This window comes from Novosphingobium sp. BL-S-21, from assembly GCF_055521655.1.
Map to the genome: position 1 here is coordinate 728,673 of NZ_CM145496.1, position 16,936 is coordinate 745,608.

At 65.0% G+C, this 16,936-nt stretch carries 16 protein-coding genes; 8 read left to right on the plus strand and 8 right to left on the minus strand.

Features of this window, described 5'->3' with window-relative positions:
• Positions 1-12 precede the first annotated feature (12 nt).
• From ACZ1J6_RS11820 to ACZ1J6_RS11840, 5 genes are all read left to right on the plus strand, one after another.
• The gene (locus ACZ1J6_RS11820) at positions 13-669 is read left to right on the plus strand and encodes a YceI family protein (RefSeq protein ID WP_465128099.1); all 657 of its coding nucleotides are present in this window, start codon (positions 13-15) and stop codon (positions 667-669) included.
• Between the two features lie 72 nt (positions 670-741).
• Entirely contained in the window at positions 742-1,068 is a 327-nt protein-coding gene (locus ACZ1J6_RS11825) for an I78 family peptidase inhibitor (RefSeq protein ID WP_134092965.1), read from the plus strand.
• 108 nt (positions 1,069-1,176) lie between these two features.
• Positions 1,177-1,806, plus strand: a complete 630-nt coding sequence (locus ACZ1J6_RS11830; RefSeq protein ID WP_134092966.1) for a TMEM175 family protein — start codon at positions 1,177-1,179, stop codon at positions 1,804-1,806.
• Between the two features lie 301 nt (positions 1,807-2,107).
• The gene (gene leuA / locus ACZ1J6_RS11835) at positions 2,108-3,781 is read left to right on the plus strand and encodes a 2-isopropylmalate synthase (RefSeq protein WP_314465434.1); all 1,674 of its coding nucleotides are present in this window, start codon (positions 2,108-2,110) and stop codon (positions 3,779-3,781) included.
• A 242-nt stretch (positions 3,782-4,023) separates the two neighbouring features.
• On the plus strand, positions 4,024-4,887 hold the full coding sequence (locus tag ACZ1J6_RS11840; protein WP_431567446.1) for a GGDEF domain-containing protein: 864 nt from the start codon (positions 4,024-4,026) through the stop codon (positions 4,885-4,887).
• A 102-nt stretch (positions 4,888-4,989) separates the two neighbouring features.
• Here the strand turns inward: ACZ1J6_RS11840 and ACZ1J6_RS11845 are convergent, their stop codons facing one another.
• The 7 genes from ACZ1J6_RS11845 to ACZ1J6_RS11875 all read right to left on the minus strand — a co-directional run bounded on the left by ACZ1J6_RS11845 (position 4,990) and on the right by ACZ1J6_RS11875 (position 12,375).
• Positions 4,990-6,396 (minus strand): NAD(P)H-dependent flavin oxidoreductase, encoded by a 1,407-nt coding sequence (locus ACZ1J6_RS11845; RefSeq protein ID WP_132262952.1) that lies wholly within the window; start codon positions 6,394-6,396, stop codon positions 4,990-4,992.
• A gap of 75 nt (positions 6,397-6,471) precedes the next feature.
• A complete protein-coding gene (locus ACZ1J6_RS11850) occupies positions 6,472-7,236 on the minus strand; it encodes a class I SAM-dependent methyltransferase (protein ID WP_132262954.1) in 765 nt (254 codons plus the stop codon).
• 74 nt (positions 7,237-7,310) lie between these two features.
• On the minus strand, positions 7,311-8,438 hold the full coding sequence (prfB, locus tag ACZ1J6_RS11855; protein WP_132262956.1) for a peptide chain release factor 2: 1,128 nt from the start codon (positions 8,436-8,438) through the stop codon (positions 7,311-7,313).
• 189 nt (positions 8,439-8,627) lie between these two features.
• Positions 8,628-9,170, minus strand: coding sequence for a peroxiredoxin (locus ACZ1J6_RS11860; protein WP_132262958.1), 543 nt, complete (start codon positions 9,168-9,170; stop codon positions 8,628-8,630).
• A 75-nt stretch (positions 9,171-9,245) separates the two neighbouring features.
• Positions 9,246-9,476, minus strand: coding sequence for a biotin/lipoyl-containing protein (locus ACZ1J6_RS11865; RefSeq protein ID WP_132262960.1), 231 nt, complete (start codon positions 9,474-9,476; stop codon positions 9,246-9,248).
• A gap of 134 nt (positions 9,477-9,610) precedes the next feature.
• Positions 9,611-11,029, minus strand: coding sequence for an acyl-CoA reductase (locus ACZ1J6_RS11870; protein ID WP_431567445.1), 1,419 nt, complete (start codon positions 11,027-11,029; stop codon positions 9,611-9,613).
• Entirely contained in the window at positions 11,026-12,375 is a 1,350-nt protein-coding gene (locus ACZ1J6_RS11875; protein WP_431567444.1) for a hypothetical protein, read from the minus strand. Before ACZ1J6_RS11875 ends, ACZ1J6_RS11870 begins: the two co-directional genes overlap by 4 nt.
• Positions 12,376-12,447: 72 nt before the next feature.
• On the opposite strand from ACZ1J6_RS11875, the gene ACZ1J6_RS11880 reads away from it, so the two are divergent.
• From ACZ1J6_RS11880 to ACZ1J6_RS11890, 3 genes are all read left to right on the plus strand, one after another.
• Positions 12,448-13,185 carry a TetR/AcrR family transcriptional regulator gene (locus tag ACZ1J6_RS11880; protein ID WP_243654066.1) on the plus strand — a complete coding sequence of 246 codons (738 nt, stop codon included), beginning with the start codon at positions 12,448-12,450 and terminating at the stop codon, positions 13,183-13,185.
• Positions 13,186-13,227: 42 nt separating this feature from the next.
• Positions 13,228-14,133 carry an SDR family NAD(P)-dependent oxidoreductase gene (locus ACZ1J6_RS11885; RefSeq protein ID WP_431567443.1) on the plus strand — a complete coding sequence of 302 codons (906 nt, stop codon included), beginning with the start codon at positions 13,228-13,230 and terminating at the stop codon, positions 14,131-14,133.
• 356 nt (positions 14,134-14,489) lie between these two features.
• Complete coding sequence (locus ACZ1J6_RS11890; protein WP_431567442.1) at positions 14,490-15,392, plus strand: HpcH/HpaI aldolase/citrate lyase family protein; 903 nt, start codon at positions 14,490-14,492, stop codon at positions 15,390-15,392.
• A 145-nt stretch (positions 15,393-15,537) separates the two neighbouring features.
• Here ACZ1J6_RS11890 and ACZ1J6_RS11895 read toward each other — a convergent pair whose 3' ends face one another.
• Positions 15,538-16,926, minus strand: a complete 1,389-nt coding sequence (locus ACZ1J6_RS11895; RefSeq protein WP_431567441.1) for a M28 family peptidase — start codon at positions 16,924-16,926, stop codon at positions 15,538-15,540.
• Between the last annotated feature and the right edge of the window lie 10 nt (positions 16,927-16,936).

Consider the following 16,936-nt stretch of genomic DNA (forward strand, 5'->3'; position numbering starts at 1 on the left):
GGAGCATACCCAATGCGCCGCATCCATATCCCCCTCGTCCTCGCCGCCGCAGCCGCTCTCGCGGCCCCCGTCATCGCCCAGCCGGGCCCCGGCGGCCCGGGCGGCGGCCGCGAACGGATGGAAATGCTCCACGGCGCCGGCGCCCCCACGGATGTCAAGGCGGGCACTTACGCCGTCGAGCCTGCTCACACCCAGGTCACCTTCAGCGTCTCCCACATGGGAATCTCGCCTTTCGCGGGCACGTTCTCCGGCGCCAGCGGCTCGATGACGCTCGACCCCAAGAACCTTGCCGCCACCAAGCTCAACGTCACCATCCCGGTCACTTCGGTCCAGACCACCAGCGACAAGTTGACCGAGGAACTGCGCAGCGCAGACTGGCTCGACGCCGCCAAGTTCCCCACCGCGACGTTCGTCGCCACTTCGGTCACGCCGCGCGGTCCCGATGCCGCCGCGATCGACGGTACCCTCACGCTTCACGGCGTCAGCAAGCCGATCACCATCATGGCACGCTTCTTCGGCGCCGGGCAGAACCCGATGAGCAAGAAGGATTCGGTCGGCTTCCTGGCCCGCGCGATCATCAAGCGTTCGGACTTCGGCGTGACCAAGTACGTCCCGGTCGTTTCGGACGAGACGGTGCTCGTCATCAACGCCGCGTTCGAAAAGCAGTAACGCGGGCGTCATCGACCGTTCACGGCGGATGGGCCATAATCGCGGGATCAGACACCCCGAAAGGAGACCGGCATGAAGGCCAGACTGTTCGCGACCATTGCCCCCGCCCTCACCTTTGCAGCCGCTCTTTCCGGCTGCACCGGCACGGGGAGCGACAATGTGGCCGATGCCAGCCCGCCGCCGCCGTCGATGGAACCCAGCTGCGGTGCCGACCAGCTTGCCTCCTACGTGGGCCAGCCCGCGAGCGACGAAGTGATCGCCAAGATCACCGCATGGCGCGGCGACAAGCCGATGCGCGTCCTGAAGCCCGGCATGGCCGTGACCATGGACTATCGGCCCGACCGCCTGAACGTCCAGGTGGATGAGGACGGCAAGATCAAGGGCTTCACCTGCACCTGACCCATACCAAGCGATATCTTGATCCGGGCGTCCCTGTCGGCCAAGTCTCTTTCTCGGCCAGACATCCTTGCCGAATTGAAACGGCCAGGATCTGAACAGGGACGCCCGATGAGCGAAGCAGACGAAATCGACCGCGAGGACGGCCTCACCCGTGTCGAGGCCTTTTCCGACGGCGTCATCGCCATCATCATCACCATCATGGTGCTGGAGTTGAAGACCCCGGTCACCGAGGGCCTCGGCGCGCTCTGGTCGCTCTGGCCGATTTTCATCGCCTATGTGCTGAGTTATGCCTACGTCGCGATCTACTGGGTGAACCACCATCGCCTGCTCGGCCATGCGCGGTTGGTGACCAGCGGCCTGCTCTGGTCCAACATGCTGCTGCTCTTCACCCTGTCGCTCATCCCCTTCTCCACCGCCTACCTGGGAGAGCACCACTTCAGCCGCGAGGCCACGCTGCTCTATCTGGTGACGATGCTGACACCGGCGCTTGCCTATATCCTGCTCCAGGGCCGGATCGCGGCGACCGGCGCGCAAAACGTGGCGAGCCGGCGCTATCACAAGGCCTCGCATCGCAAGGGCATCGCAGCCTCGGTGGTCTATGCGCTCGGCCTTCCGCTGACATTTCTTTCCCCCTGGCTCGGCATCGCCTGCGCGGCGCTGGTCGCGGTGTTCTGGATGCTGCCCTGGAGCGTGCTCGACCGGCTGTTCCTCGACCGCCATCCGCCCGCCGGCTCCTGACCGCGACAGTTTGTTGCGCACCGGGATAGCTGCGCGCGGGATCGGCCGTGCCGCAAGCGGGCGCCCTTTTCGCTTTACTTCGGCGGCCCGAATGCCCATAGGCAGCGCCATGACCCTTCGTCTTGGCCTAACCCTGCGACTTATCCGCCCTTGGGCGTGAGGTGACGCGTCGGTCCTGCGGCGCGCTCGGCGCTCAAGGGGACCTGCAAAGACCGGCCAAACGCAGGCCGGCAAGACGCAAGCAGGCTAGCCAATGGCAACAAGCCAGCGACACGAAGATCATTTCCGAGCGAGATTACCCATGACCATGCTGAAAGACCCTTCGGTCAAGTACCGTCCCTTCCCGCAGATCGACCTGCCGAACCGCCAGTGGCCCTCGCAGGTCATCACCAAGGCGCCGCGCTGGCTCTCGACCGACTTGCGTGACGGCAACCAGGCGCTGATCGACCCGATGGGCGCGGAAAAGAAGAACCGCTTCTTCGACCTGCTCGTCAAGGTCGGCCTGAAGGAGATCGAAGTCGGCTTCCCCAGCGCGGGTGCGACCGAGTTCGATTTCATCAACGGCCTCGTCAGGAACGACCGCATTCCCGAAGACGTGCTGGTCCAGGTGCTGACCCAGTCGCGCGAAGACCTGATCACCCGCTCTTTCGAGAGCCTGGAAGGCGTTCACGCCGCGATCGTCCACCTCTACAACGCCGTCTCGCCGCTGTGGCGCACGGTGGTGTTCGGCATGGAAAAGCACGAGATCCGCGGCATCGCTGAAAACGGCGCCAAGATCATGCGCGACCAGGCGGCGAAGTATCCCGGCACCCAGTGGCAGTTCGAATACTCGCCCGAGACGTTCTCCACGGCCGAACTCGATTTCTCGATCGAGTGCTGCGAGGCGGTGATGGAAATTCTCCAGCCGACGCCGGAAAATCCGATCATCCTCAACCTGCCGGCGACGGTCGAGGCGGCGACGCCCAACGTCTATGCCGACCAGATCGAGTATTTCTGCCGCAACCTGCCGAACCGCGAATCGGCCGTGATCTCGCTGCACACCCATAACGACCGCGGCACCGGCGTGGCTGCCGCCGAATTGGGGCTGATGGCCGGCGCAGACCGCGTCGAGGGCTGCCTGTTCGGCAATGGCGAGCGCACCGGCAACTGCTGCCTCGTTACCGTGGCGATGAACATGTACACGCAGGGCGTGAACCCGCAGCTGGACTTCTCGGACATCGACGAAGTGATCCAGACGGTGGAATACTGCAACCAGCTCAAGGTCGCGGAACGCCATCCCTACGGCGGCGAACTGGTGTTCACCGCCTTCTCGGGCAGCCATCAGGACGCCATCAAGAAGGGCTTCGCGGCGCAGGAAAAGCGCAACGACGAGATCTGGGCCGTGCCTTACCTGCCGATCGACCCGGCTGATCTCGGCCGCGACTACGAAGCGGTGATCCGCGTCAACTCTCAGTCTGGCAAGGGCGGTTTCGCCTGGGTTATCGAGCAGGACCAGGGCCTCAAGCTGCCCAAGCGCATGCAGGCGCACTTCTCGAAGCACGTCCAAGAACTGGCCGACGAACTCGGCCGCGAACTCCAGGCCGCCGACATCTGGAACGTGTTCCGCAAGGCCTATCGCATCGACGATCCGCAGCACTTCCAGCTGATCGACTGGGAAGAAGCCAAGGCCGCCGACGGTACCCGCGTCTTCGCCGGCAAGATCGGCGTCGACGGCAAGGAGCAGTCGGTATCCGGTCGCGGCAACGGCCTGATCTCCTCGGTCACCGCGACCCTGGCGGAAAGCTTCGGCGTGACCCTCGACGTGCGCGACTATGCCGAGCATTCGATGGGCAAGAGCACTGACGCCCGCGCCGCCGCCTATGTCGAATGCGTGACGCCCGATGGGCGCGTGATCTGGGGTGTCGGCATCGACGAGGACGTGGCGACCGCCAGTGTCCGCGCGGTGCTGAGCGCTGCCAACACGGTGCGTGGCTGAAAATCCCTCCACGCTCCGGCCTTTTCGGCAATGCGTTGAATTAAATGAGTTGAAATCGATTGAGGCGGGGGTCTGCGGACTCCCGCCTCAGTCCTTATGTGCACAGGGAACGGAGCGAAACGACCGGCCATGGAGGTCGCACGGCTCATCTTGCGTACGCAAATTAACGATGAATTTTTAGGAACCGTTTAGAACCGTCGACAATTTTTTCCGGCAATTCTAACGAGAACCGGGATGCCTGAATGCAGTTCTACCTCGCAACGTCCTTCATATTTCCGCGCTCGCTGCGATTGCGCATCTTTGCCATCTGCTTCCTCGCCACTCATCTTCCGCTGATCGGCTATTGTGCCTGGGGCCTGTCGACCGGGCGGATCGCCCTGTTCGAATTCGTCCTGCTGACCCTGGCGACGGTCCTGGGCACCGCTCTCGCCCTGTTCGGCATAGGGGCCCTGCTCGACCCGATCCATGCCCTGGCGGCCGCCCTGAATCCGAAGGAAGAGGACGGCGCACCGCTCCCTGAAGTGGGGGACGTGATCCAGACACTTTACGCAGGCGTCCACCGCGCAGCCACCGCCACGCGCGCGCAGATGGAAGACCTCAGCATCGCGGCACTGGAAGACCCCCTCACCGGGATCGCCAACCGTCGCGGCTTCCTGGAGCAGGTCCAGGCCCTGCCCGCCCACCAGCGCAAAGGCTGCCTGGCCATCGTCGACATCGACTTCTTCAAGCAAGTCAACGACCGGCTCGGCCATGACGAAGGCGACCGGGTGCTCTGCGCATTCGCGGACCGGCTCTCTTCACAGATACGCCGCGCCGACATGGTGGCTCGCTGGGGCGGCGAAGAATTCGCCATCCTGTTCCACGAATGCATCGAGGACGAAGCGGACTGGACACTGGCCCGGCTCGCCGCCCGCATGCGCGAGGAGCCGATCGGCACCGTCGATGGGCGCCCGATCACCTTCTCCGCCGGTCTCTGCTGCTGGAACGACGAAGACATCGAGGCCGCGTTGCACTCTGCCGACGAGGCCCTTTATGAAGCCAAGCGCTCGGGCCGCGACCGGACCTGCCGCGCCGCCTCGGTGGCCGGGCAGGAAGTCGGCTCCTGACGCAGGACGGCCGGATCCGAAGGTCGGACTTCGGTTGATGGAAACAAAAAAGGGCGGCCCGAGAGCCGCCCTTTTTCTTTATCGCTCCGTTTCCCGCGGCGATCAGTCGCCGGTCAGGATGCGATCGACCAGTTCCTTCACCGTCGGCGTGAAGCCGTTGGAATAGAACGGGTCCTGCTTGAACTTGTAGGCGGCATGGCCGGCAAACATCAGGTTTTCGTCGATCGGGCCGCCGTGAGCGATGTCCTGGAGCGTCTTCTGGATGCAGAAGCTGCGCGGATCGGCGAGACGGCCGGTGGTGTAGTCGTCATGGTCCTTCCACGAGGAGAAGCCGCAATGCGACAGGCAGCCCATGCAGTCGGCCTGGTCCTTGCGGATATCATCGCGCTCGGCAGGATCGACGAAGATGATCGTGTCGTCGGGTGTGCGCAGGCCATCGGTGAAGCCCTGCGCCGACCACGAACGCGCGCGGTCGAGATCCTTGGGCGCGACCCAGAAGTTCTTGCCCTTCACGCCGACGTCGAGACGCACGGTATGCTCTCCGGCCTCGACCTTCGAGTAAGGAATCTGGCGCTCCGAACGCGCCTCGAGATTGCGCAGGAACGGGTTGCGCACCGCCGAGGAATAGAACCCGGTCGGCGAGAAACGGTGCAGCAGCACGTCGCCCGGTTCGAGGGTGCGAAGGTGGTCCTTCCACGCCTGCGGGATCGGGCTTTCGTGCGTCAGCAATGGGCGCGTGCCATACTGGAAGGCGATCGAGCCCAGTTCCGGATTGTCGATCCAGTTTTCCCAGTCGCGCAGGAACCAGACGCCGCCGGCCATGACGATCGGCACGGTGTCGGCAATGCCTTCCGCGCGCATGGTGTCGCGCAGCGCCTTGACGCGGGGATAGGGATCTTCCGGCTTGAGCGGATCTTCGGCGTTCGACAGGCCGTTATGGCCGCCGGCGAGCCAGGGATCCTCATAGACCACCGCGCCCAGCAGGTCGGGCACCTTGTGATAGGCGCGCTTCCACAGCGCGCGGAAAGCGCGGCCGGAGCTGACGATCGGCAGGTAGTTGACGTTGAAGCGCGCCGCGATCTCGGACAGCTTGTAAGGCATGCCCGCACCGCAGGTCACGCCCGTGACCATGCCGCGGGTCTGCTCCAGAACGCCTTCGAGGATGGTCTGGGCGCCGCCCATTTCCCACAGGACGTTGATGTTGATCGCGCCCTTGCCGCCGGAAATCTCGTAGGCACGGCGAACCTGCTCGACAGCGCCGTCGATGGCGTAGTCGATCAGTTCCTGGTGCCGCTCCTTGCGGGTAAGGGCGTTGTAGACTTGCGGGACGATCTTGCCCTCGGCATCATAGCTGTCGGCATTGACGGCGCTGACCGTACCGATGCCGCCGGCCGCCGCCCAGGCGCCCGAGCTCATGTGGTTGGTCGCGGCAACACCCTTGCCGCCCTCAACGAGCGGCCAGACTTCGCGTCCACCATAGACAATCGGCTTGAGACCCTTGAAACCCATTTTCTCTTTCGTCTTTCCCCCGGCGTGAGGCACGCCGGTTCAGCGGCCCTGTATACGCCCTGTGCTACTGACGCACTACTTTTGCGTCATGGTGTTGCCGGATATCCGGCAAGGTACGATGTTTGCCGGCTCCGGACGCGGACCGGCGACCTCGAACTGTGCGTAGTAGCCCTGGAGCTCCGGCTTACGGACAAATTCCGTCAAACGAAAGCCCATGGACGCAAATTCGCAGAAAAGGAGTTGCGGCGGAATGCCGTGGCTGTCGCTGGCGCGATCGACGTCGACGACGACCACGCGGCCGCCCTCGCGCAGCGAAGGCCGCAAATGCCAGAGGAACGCGTAAGGCTCCGTCACTTCGTGGTACATGTGCACCAGGAAGACGCGATCGAAGCTGTTTTCCGGCAGTTTCGGATCGTCCGGCGTGCCGAGCTTGATGGAGACGTTCTCCAGCTCCTCGCGCATCACGCGGTTGCCGAGCCGCTCGTTCGCCGCGCGGTCGATATCCTCGGCCAACACACGGCCCTTGGTGCCGACGCGCTGGGCCAGGCGAACCGTGTAGTAGCCTTCACCCGCACCGAGATCGGCGACGCTCATGCCCGGCTCGATCCTGGCCAGGTCCATGACGACTTGCGCCTCGTTCAGGCTATCACGCTGGACTTCGGTGCCGACGGCGCCGTCGGGTGTCCTGGAAACCGGGCGGTCCGCCACCGGAAAGGCGCGCGCGCTTTCGGCCCGCGATTCGTCGACCGGCTCGCGGTGGCACCCCCCCAGAACCAGGCCGAGCGCGAGCGTCGACACCGCCAGGGCGGAGCGGCAGGAAAGGGGGAAGGACAAGCGCATGCGGCCCTTTAGCGGTTCGCCCCGCGCTTGGCAAAATCGCTGCCGAAGCGCGGGTTCGAATTCCGCTACCGATCTCAGTCGACGTCTTCCACTTCGACCTTCTCACCCGTCACGCGCTGCGAAAGCGCGGCGGCCATGAAGGGGTCGAGCGCGCCGTCAAGCACGTCACCGGGCGCCGTCGAGACGACGCCGGTGCGCAGGTCCTTCACCTGCTGGTAGGGCTGAAGAACGTAGGACCGGATCTGGTGGCCCCAGCCGATGTCGCTCTTGCTGGCGTGTTCGGCACTGGCCGCTTCCTCACGCTTGCGCATCTCTTCCTCGAACAGACGCGCCTTCAGCATGCCCATCGCGATTTCGCGGTTCTTGTGCTGCGAACGGTCGATCTGGCTGGCGACGACGATGCCGGACGGACCGTGCGTGATGCGCACTGCCGAGTCCGTGGTGTTGACGTGCTGCCCGCCCGCACCCGAAGCGCGATAAGTATCGATCTTCAGGTCCGCCGGGTTGATGTCGATCTCGAAGCTGTCGTCGATCACCGGGTAGACCCAGACCGAGGAGAAGCTGGTGTGGCGCCGCGCCGAACTGTCGTAAGGGCTGATGCGGACCAGGCGATGGACGCCGCTTTCGGTCTTGGCATAGCCATAGGCGTTCTCGCCCTTGATCAGCAGGGTGCAGCTCTTGATGCCCGCGGCTTCGCCCGAGTGGTAGTCCACCAGTTCGACCTTGTAGCCGTGACGCTCCGCCCAGCGCGTGTACATGCGCTGGAGCATTTCGGCCCAGTCCTGGCTTTCCGTCCCGCCGGCACCGGCATGGACTTCGAGATACGTGTCGTTGCTGTCGGCCTCGCCGGAAAGCAACGCGGTCACCTTGTCCTGGTCGGCGCGTTCGGCAAGAGCGGCGAGCGTGGCGATACCTTCGTTAATGGTATCCTCGTCGTCCTCCATCTCGCCCAGTTCGACGAACTCGATGGCGTCCTGCATTTCGCGGCCGATATCGTTCACGGCACCGATCGCAGCCTCAAGACGGCGACGCTCCTTCATCACCGCTTCCGCTTCCTTGGGCTTGTCCCAAAGCGTGGGATCTTCGACACGCGCGTTCAGCTCGTCGAACCGGCGCAGGGCGCGGTCCCAATCGAGGAACTTGCGGACCAGCGCGAGGGCCTTCTCGATACGCGCAATGTGGGCCTGCCCTTCGGCACGCATGACTTGAAACTCCCAAGAAGCGACAGCGCGCGCATAGCGCAGCGACGGCATATGTAAAGCGCGCGAGCAAAGTGGCGCGCGGAAACGGCGCTCTTACCCGCCTATGGGGGTGCTGTTCAAGGCTGGAGTGCGGTTGTTCACCCGGTGGAGGTTCCAGGCCGCCTCAGCCCGCTGCAATCAGCGCGGCCCTCAGCCCTTGAGCTTCTTCACGGCCTCAAGGGTGAGCTTCACATGGTCGCGGTAGTCGAGTTCGGAATGGACCATGACGATGCGCCCGTCCTGCGCGATCACATAGCTGGTGCGGTCGGTCATGCCGGCCGGCACGCCTTCGCGCTTCATCGCGACATCGTAGGCCTTGGTGATCGCCGGCGTGGCGACGGCGACGGCGAACTTGTCCCGGCAGGCTTCGGTCGAGAACTTCTGCAGCGTCGGCAGGTCATCGGCCGACATGCCTACCACGGTGGCGCCCAACTTGGCGAAATCGGGGGTCGCATCGGCGAACGCATGGGCTTCCAGCGTGCAACCCTGTGTGAAGGCCTTCGGATAGAAGTAGAGCACGACCGGCCCCTTCTTCAGCGCCGCCTTGAGGTCGAAGGCCATGACCTTGCCGCCCTTCGCGCCCTGCGTCGAGAACGCGGGAGCCTTGGCTCCGACGGGCAATGCGGCCTGAGCGGCACCGGCGGAAACAGCGAGGGCGAGAGCCGCGATGGCGGCGGGCAGGATCTTGCGCATGGCGGGCAATCTGAACTTCGGAAAGGGACCTGTCCAGTCCCTTCCCGGCCCCGATCGCGCCTCCGTTCCTGCCGCTTATTCGATGTAGCCGAGCACCGTGCCAACCTCATAGGTCTCACCCACCGCTGCGACGATCCGCAGGGTGCCCGAGGCGGGCGCCTCCACCTCATTGGTGGACTTGTCAGCTTCCAGCGAGAACAGCGGCTCGCCTTCGGTCACGGCGGCGCCATCGCCGACCAGCCATTCGGCAACCTGGCCTTCTTGCATCGAGAAACCGATCTTCGGGAGCAGGATTTCAACGGCCATGGTACTTCCAGTCCTCCAGGATTTCGCGTGCCCGAGGCCCCTGCCCCATCACGGCGATTTGCCATTCTGACTAGCGCAAGGCGCGGGGCAGGCAAGCCGCCCACCCCGCTATCCGCGCCGGCGATATGAGAGCCTCAATCCGGCTTGCCATCCTCGTGCGCCATCCAGTGAACGAAGCGGTGGAGCGGATACATCGCGTCGTGCGGGTTGCCGATCGTCGAAGGCCCCGCCTCGCCCAGATGGACCACGCGCTGCGCACCGCCCGCCGCCAGCCGGTCGCGGTAATCGGCCATGCGGTCGAAGGGATAGAAACCCACCGTCTGCGTGGCGACATTGATCCACTTCACCGCTTCATCAAGGCTGTCCACCCGCACGACGTTGGCGGTCTTGTTGATCGGATGGAAGTCGACCGGCTCTTCAGAGCGGATGACAAGACCCTTGCCGTCGGTCCGCCCCCAGACGCCGTATTCGTCGTCCATCAAGGTCATCGTATCCACCGCCTCGCGCATATCACGATCGAGCGGGCGAACGTCGCCACTCTCCGCCGCACGACGGGCGATGTGGTGGTGGAGGCGCTCGCAGAAGCGGTCCACTTCCTCCTCGCTGCCCTCCACGAACTGGAAGCGGCTGGCGACGCAGGCTTCCTGGTTCAGCGTCATGACGTCAGTGGAACAGAGGTCCGCCACGCGGTCCACCGTCGCCTCATCCACCAGCCCCTCGCGCCCGACCATCGAGATCGAGGTCTTGGGATCGAAGGAAACGAGTTGAAAACCAGGACCCAAGTACTTGATAACGTTGTTTATTGCATCACCCCCGCCCCAGGCGACAATCTTGTCGAAGTACTGCGGGCGATAGAGCACACGCTCGGTCGCATCGTCGCCGCCGCGCCAGTAGACCGCCGACATGGAACGGACGATGGGATGGTTCGCATCGATATCCGCCATGGTCCGCAAGATCGCGACCATGGTGAAGGGATCGGCACTGCTCATCTTGAACAGGTTCACGCCCTTCACCATCGAGCCCTGCGCCACCGACTTCACCGCCACGCCCGGCGAGTTGCCCGGCAGCACATGAATCAGGCGGGGCGCGAAGGCGCGCACGAAACTTCGGCGGCCGGTGAAGTCCTGCTTCGGCACCCACTCATCCAGCGCGCGCGGATCGGGGAAGTTCTGCTCCACCTCCGCCATCAGCACGCGCTTGTCGAGATAGGCTGCGGCATGGCGCGCGGTGTTCTCGACCACGGCACGCGGCAGGATATGCGTGCGACACATTCGCTCGATGCATTCCTGCATGTGGTCGTTGTCAGGCGCGATGAGGCGCTGGCCGGTCTCGACAAGGAAGTCGATGATTTCGGCCAGCGGCACGTTCAGCAGTGGCGGCACTTCGGTGCGCGGCGGCACGGCGCGATCAAAGGGTATCCTGGGCGTCGCGAACGTCACGCCAAGGTCGCGCGAGGTCTGGATCACGTCGGTGCCGTGCAGCACCTCTCCCCGCAAGAAGAACGGCGCCGAAACGAGTTCTTCATTTTCAGCATGTTGCGTTACGGAGTTCATGCTACACCTCGCACATAAGCGTCGACCGTGCCCGCGCAGCCGATCTTGTCGTCCCCTTCCAGATCCGCGTAGCGAACGATGTTGTCGCGGATCGAAGGACCGTGGTTGCCGCACTTGCAGGGGCCGTATTCGAGCGAGATCCGGTCACCCGTGATCACTCCGCCCCAGCGACCATCGAGGGAAAGGTCGAAGAACGCGGCGCGACCTTCCATTTCACCTGAAGTGTGGTCCAACGCATTGTCGCCCGACTTGTCGAGCAGCACCGGAACGATCCACGGCGGCACGTGATAGCGGCCGCCCTCGCGGCACTTGGGCATGCCGGAGTTCAGTTCCTGCATCGAGTAATTCTGGAAGTGGCGATCCTCAGGAATGTTGAAGGTATCGAACACATATTCCTGATAATCATCGGGAAGTTGTGCGCGCTTCAGCCCGCCACCGACGTAGATCGAGTTGTCCGGATCGAAGTCTGGGCGGCCATAGCCCGCGTCGCGAACTGCCTTGGCGACCTGCCACAGCCCGCTCCACAAGCCCGAAAGCTGGAGCTTGCGATGGCGGTTCTCGATGATGAACTGCGCCGTCGCCGGGATGGCATCGGCCACCGCCTTGGCGCGCGCGGCGGAGGTTTCCTCGAAAGCGGCAATCTCATCCGGACGGGCGGTGCCATCGGCGATCTTCTTGCGCATCACCACCATCGCGGTCAGCGAGCCCACGGTGATCGGCGGCACCGGATAGTGCCAGCGGGGCGCCGCGGGATCGGCGAATGCCTCATACTGCGCCTGGGCGATCGTCGCATTCTTGGGCACGGTCGCCACCGGCGCACAGCCGACGATCACGCGGTCCTGCGCCGGAACCACGCCCGAGCCCCAGGCGAAGACGTTGACCGTATCGATCTTCGACCAGTCCATGTCCTTCTGCGAGGCAATCAGCATGGCCGACTTGCCAGTGGTGCCGCTGGAGCAGGAGATGAAATAGCCAAGCGCCGCCAGCCGCTCGATCCAGTCGTCGATGCCCTCGACATCTTCGAGGTCCAGCCCCTCGATCGGATAAGGCGAGATCGTGCCGAGCCACTTGGTCAACCGGTCCCAGCGCTCCTCCATCAGGAAGCTCTCGAGGTACGACTTGTAGGCGGTGTGCGGGAACAGCAGCGGCACCATGTCCGCCACGGACCCAATCTTCTCGATCCCGGCATCGCGGGCACGCAGAGCCAAGAGCTTGATGCGATCCTTCCGCTCCTGAAAGCGCTCATCCAGCGCGGCAACCTGCGTTGCGCGCAGTTCCTCGGCACTGAAACTGAAACGCTGCGGATCGACGACCAGCGCCATGAGCCTGTCGACGGCTTCACCCATTCGTTCTCTCCCGGATCGCCGTGCGCTCCGCCTCCAGTGGACAGATCCGCGCGACTCGATTAATGACAACTCATGCGTATCATTATTCACGATCCTCTTGGCAGCGCAAGCGCGATCGGCTCGAATGGCCAGATGCCCGAGACGATCCAACCCAAGCGCATCGCTGCCACCGACGCCCCGCCCTCGCCCGTCCGCGCCGGTCGGCCCACCCGCGAACAGGCCCAGGCGCGTCATGCGCAGCTGCTCGACTGCGCCTTCGACCATTTTCTCGACAAAGGGTTCGAGCCGACGACGATCGAGGCACTGGCCGCCGAAGTCAGCATGACGAAACGCACCGTCTATGCCCGCTATCCGGACAAGGCCTCCCTGTTCCGCGCCGCCATCCAGCGGGGGACCGAACGCCGCGCCGCCAGTGCCGAAACCATCGCGGCGACCCGCGCAGATACCCTGGAAGAGACGCTCGTGGGGATAGCCATGCTGCGCATCCAGCTCGCAGGGTCGCCGGAGGGCGTGAAACTCCAGCGCCTCATCAATACCGAGGCCTACCGCTTTCCGGACATCTTCCAGACCTATTACGAGATCGCCGCCCTCCCCACCGTGCGGTTTCTAGCGGATATCCTGGACGAAGAGACCCGCGCCGGACGCCTGGCCATCGAGGACGCGATGCTTTCGTCCACGGTGTTCATGAGCATGGTGGTCAGCGCCCCCGTACGTTTCCTGATTTCGGGGAACGAGCTTCCGGCGCAGGATGTGGACCGAAGGGTTCGCTTCGCCGTGAGGCTGTTCCTCAAGGGCGCTCTCCCACGCTGAGAGCGCCGCGCCGAACCGGATTTCATCAGGGAGAACAGAACGATGCCGCAGAAAGACGATCAGCCCGAGGTCCGCCGGCGATGCGTCGTCGTCACCGGGGCGAGTTCCGGGATCGGCCGGGCCAGCGCCGCGGCTTTCGCCCGCATGGGCTGGCACGTCATCGGCACGGGCCGCGACCGCAAGCGCAGTGAGGACGCGGAGGCCGAAATTCGGGCGGCAGGCTCAGAAAGCGCCCGCGTCGACATGCTGCGCGGCGACTTTTCGGAAATGCATGAGGTCCGCCGCGTGGCCGGAGAAATCCGCGCGCTCACTGACCGGGTCGACGTGCTCGTCAACAATGCGGGCGGTGTCCGCGACGGATATCACGCGACTTCGGAAGGACTGGAGGCGACCTTTGCGGCCAACCACCTGGCACCGTTCCTGCTCACGCGGGAACTTCAACCCTTGCTCGAGCGCGCCGCCGGCGATGCCCCGCCGGGACAAGTGCGGATAATCGCCGTCTCCTCCAGCGGCCACCGGGCCTGCGCCGGCATGCGCTGGTACGACCTCATGATGAAGGCCGCCTTCGAGCCCGGCACGGCCTATTGCCAGGCCAAGCTCGCCAACCTGCTTCATGCGCGGGCGCTGCACAGCCGGCTGATCGACAAGGGAATCGTCGCCCTTGCCATGCATCCGGGCCGGGTCGGCTCCAACTTCGCCAGCCACGGGGACGAGGCCATGCAGGCCTACATGGCCGCTAACGAATGCGCCGCGCCGGAACAGCCGGCCCGCACGATCGTCTGGCTGGCAACCGATCCCGATCTGGGCGGCAAGGGCGGCCACTACTTCCACGATCTTGCCGAGGAAACGCCGGCCCCTCAGGCGCTGGACGATTTCGAAGCGGAAAAACTCTGGCAGGAAAGCGAGCGCATTCTGGAGCAAGTGCTGGAAGCGCCGCTGACTTTGTGAGGCCGGGGCTTTCCGCAACGGGCCCCCATTAAAAAACCGTCCCGCGCCGCTTCTTCGTGAAGCGGTCGCGGGACGGCTGTGCGACCCGTAAAGGGCTATCGCAGCGTGAGCCGAAAAGTTCCGGCCCGCGCGTTCTTCGATCGTGGAGGAGGAGGAACGATCGAATACGACGGCGCGCTGCTACACGAACTTTCAAACGTTTGCACTACCCGTCAGCCCTGTAGCAACATTCAAGGTGAATTTTTTCCCGGGCGCCTCCATCGCTGCGGGGGTCTCGACCGACGTCAAGCACCGTGAGCCTTGACCTCCCTGCCCGGCTCCGCAATGCCTCCGCCAACTGCGAGGAGCCCTGCCCGATGACCGTCTCTTCCTCTGATACTGGCACACGCCACGGCGCGGAGCGTCCCCGGCGCAGCGCCCTCTATCTGCCCGCCTCGAACGCCAAGGCCATCGCCAAGGCGCGCACCCTGCCCTGCGACATGGTCGTGCTGGACCTTGAGGACGCCGTCGCGCCGGAAGCGAAGGAGGCCGCTCGCGCCGCCGCCATTGCCGCCGTCGCGGAAGGCGGTTTCGGACAGCGCGAGGTCGCCATTCGCGCGAACGGCATCGACACCGAGTGGGGCGCCGCGGACCTGGCCGCTATCGCCGCTTCGCAGGCCGACGCCGTACTCGTGCCCAAGGTGGATTCGCCCGAGCACATTGCACGCTATCACGCCGCCCTGTCCGGCGCGGCGCCGCAGATGCAGCTCTGGACGATGATCGAGACCTGCGAGAGCGTCGGCAACCTTCCCGCAATGGCCGCCATGGCCCGGAGCACCCGGCTCTCCTTGTGGATCATGGGCACCAACGATCTCGCCAAGGAAATGCGCGCGCAGCTCACGCCGTGTCGCACGCCGTTCCTGCCGTTCCTGGCCATGGCCGTCGCCGCCGCGCGCAGCCATGGCCTGTCGATCCTGGACGGCGTCTGCAACGAGTTTCGCGACCTCGACATGTTCGAGGCCGAGGCGCGGCAGGGCCTGATGTTCGGCTTCGACGGCAAGAGCCTGATCCACCCCGCCCAGATCGACCCCTGCAACACGGTGTTTTCTCCGAGCGAAGCCGACCTGGACTGGGCGCGGGGCGTGATCGAGGCGTTCGCCCTGCCGGAAAACCAGGGCAAGGGCGCTATCCGCGTCGAGGGCAAGATGACCGAACTGCTGCATCTGGAGCAGGCACGGCGGCTGGTGGAGATCGCAAGGCAGATCGGCGGCATGAGGTAGGAAAGCGGCGGTGCATGCGCCAAATCGGAGGCCGCGCCAGCTGTCGGAAAGAAACGGGATCCTTGCCTTGGCGAGGGCAACGAGGCCGGGACGAGATCAGCCTGGTCGATAGCGAGGCGACGATGATCGTCGCCTCGCCGAACCGTCAGCCTTCGCCCTTCGAACCTGGCACCCGCGCGATCGCGCCGGGCTCGTTGGCGATCACTTTCAGCACGGCCGTCCAGGCATCCACGTTCTGCTGAAGAGCCGCCGGATCGACCTTGTCCAGCGTATCGTCCGGCGTGTGATGCAAGTCGAAATAGTGCATGCCGTCCTGCCCAAGATCGACGACGGCCAGCTCCTGCTTGGCGATGATGCCCGAGACATCGGCGCCGCCCGTGGCCGCGCCTTCGTGATAGACGATGCCCATCGGCCAGAGCGCCGCCTTGATCCGTTCCGCCATCGCCTGGTTGCTCTCGGCGAGCGTCAGGCGGAACTGCCAGACCTTGTCCGCCCCGAAATCGCTTTCCATCGCCACGGCATGGGGCTCGTCCCCATGCATCTCGGCATAGGCCTTGCTGCCGCCTCCGGTGACGCCCATTTCCTCGTTTCCGGCCCAGAGCACGCGGATCGTGCGCAGGGTCTTGCCCTCCTTCTGCGCGGCCAGTGCCGCGGCCGTGACGATGCCGCAGCCCGAGGCGTCATCGATGGCGCCGGTCGCCAGGTCCCAGGAATCGAGATGGCAGGCGAGCACGATCTTGGGCAGCGAGGGGTCGCTGCCCGGAAGGTCGGCGATCACGTTGCCCGAGGGAGCATCCGGGAACGGTTTGCCGAGCAGGGTCAGATCTATCTTCATCGGCTTGCCGCGCCCGGCGATGCGCGCGATCAGGTCCGCATCGGGATTGGAGACGGCGCCAGCCGGAATGCCGGTCACACCCTTGGCAAACACGGTGACGCCCGTGTGCGGATTGCGATGGTTGTCCGTACCGGCCGATCGGATGACGATGGCAGCAGCGCCTTTCTGCGATGCGATAGACGGTCCCCGGCGGCGCACGTCGCCATAGGGGCCGTATCCCGAGCCGTCCTGCGCCGGCCGCATCGCATGGTCCACGAAGGCCACCTTGCCCTTCAGCGAGCCGTCCGGCGCCGCGCGCAGCGCGTCGAGCGTCGGGAAATAGACGAGTTCGGCCTGGAGGCCCTTGGCCGGCGTGGGCGTCGACATGCCCAGCGCGGCAATGGCCAGCGGCTGCGCATAAGGCGCTGTGAGTTTCGCGTGCTCTTCGCCGCGCGTCCAGGCGAGGGTCTTGAACGGTTCCACCTTGACGTTCTGGAAGCCCAGCGCGTTCAGCCTGGCTTCGGCCCAGGCGCGCGCCTGTCCCTCCTGCGGCGACCCGGCGAGGCGGGGACCGATCTCGGTGGTCAGGCCCTCCACGATCTCCCAGGCGACGCCCGAACCCTCGGTGGGGGTGGCTTGTGCGGGGCACGTCAGCAGCGGAGCGGCGACGAGGAGCGGAGAGACGGCGAGAAGCGCCGCGCGGGAGAATCTGCGTTGCATGACAGATGCG

What these genes read in the sequence shown, in the direction of transcription:
- ACZ1J6_RS11865 (WP_132262960.1), bottom strand. Translation starts at nt 9,476, where the DNA reads ATGGCCGTTGAAATCCTGCTCCCGAAGATCGGTTTCTCGATGCAAGAA.
- ACZ1J6_RS11860 (WP_132262958.1), bottom strand. Translation starts at nt 9,170, where the DNA reads ATGCGCAAGATCCTGCCCGCCGCCATCGCGGCTCTCGCCCTCGCTGTT.
- ACZ1J6_RS11895 (WP_431567441.1), bottom strand. Translation starts at nt 16,926, where the DNA reads ATGCAACGCAGATTCTCCCGCGCGGCGCTTCTCGCCGTCTCTCCGCTC.
- ACZ1J6_RS11885 (WP_431567443.1), top strand. Translation starts at nt 13,228, where the DNA reads ATGCCGCAGAAAGACGATCAGCCCGAGGTCCGCCGGCGATGCGTCGTC.
- ACZ1J6_RS11850 (WP_132262954.1), bottom strand. Translation starts at nt 7,236, where the DNA reads ATGCGCTTGTCCTTCCCCCTTTCCTGCCGCTCCGCCCTGGCGGTGTCG.
- ACZ1J6_RS11830 (WP_134092966.1), top strand. Translation starts at nt 1,177, where the DNA reads ATGAGCGAAGCAGACGAAATCGACCGCGAGGACGGCCTCACCCGTGTC.
- ACZ1J6_RS11875 (WP_431567444.1), bottom strand. Translation starts at nt 12,375, where the DNA reads ATGGGTGAAGCCGTCGACAGGCTCATGGCGCTGGTCGTCGATCCGCAG.
- ACZ1J6_RS11880 (WP_243654066.1), top strand. Translation starts at nt 12,448, where the DNA reads ATGCGTATCATTATTCACGATCCTCTTGGCAGCGCAAGCGCGATCGGC.
- ACZ1J6_RS11840 (WP_431567446.1), top strand. Translation starts at nt 4,024, where the DNA reads ATGCAGTTCTACCTCGCAACGTCCTTCATATTTCCGCGCTCGCTGCGA.
- prfB (WP_132262956.1), bottom strand. Translation starts at nt 8,438, where the DNA reads ATGCGTGCCGAAGGGCAGGCCCACATTGCGCGTATCGAGAAGGCCCTC.
- leuA (WP_314465434.1), top strand. Translation starts at nt 2,108, where the DNA reads ATGACCATGCTGAAAGACCCTTCGGTCAAGTACCGTCCCTTCCCGCAG.
- ACZ1J6_RS11890 (WP_431567442.1), top strand. Translation starts at nt 14,490, where the DNA reads ATGACCGTCTCTTCCTCTGATACTGGCACACGCCACGGCGCGGAGCGT.
- ACZ1J6_RS11825 (WP_134092965.1), top strand. Translation starts at nt 742, where the DNA reads ATGAAGGCCAGACTGTTCGCGACCATTGCCCCCGCCCTCACCTTTGCA.
- ACZ1J6_RS11870 (WP_431567445.1), bottom strand. Translation starts at nt 11,029, where the DNA reads ATGAACTCCGTAACGCAACATGCTGAAAATGAAGAACTCGTTTCGGCG.
- ACZ1J6_RS11820 (WP_465128099.1), top strand. Translation starts at nt 13, where the DNA reads ATGCGCCGCATCCATATCCCCCTCGTCCTCGCCGCCGCAGCCGCTCTC.
- ACZ1J6_RS11845 (WP_132262952.1), bottom strand. Translation starts at nt 6,396, where the DNA reads ATGGGTTTCAAGGGTCTCAAGCCGATTGTCTATGGTGGACGCGAAGTC.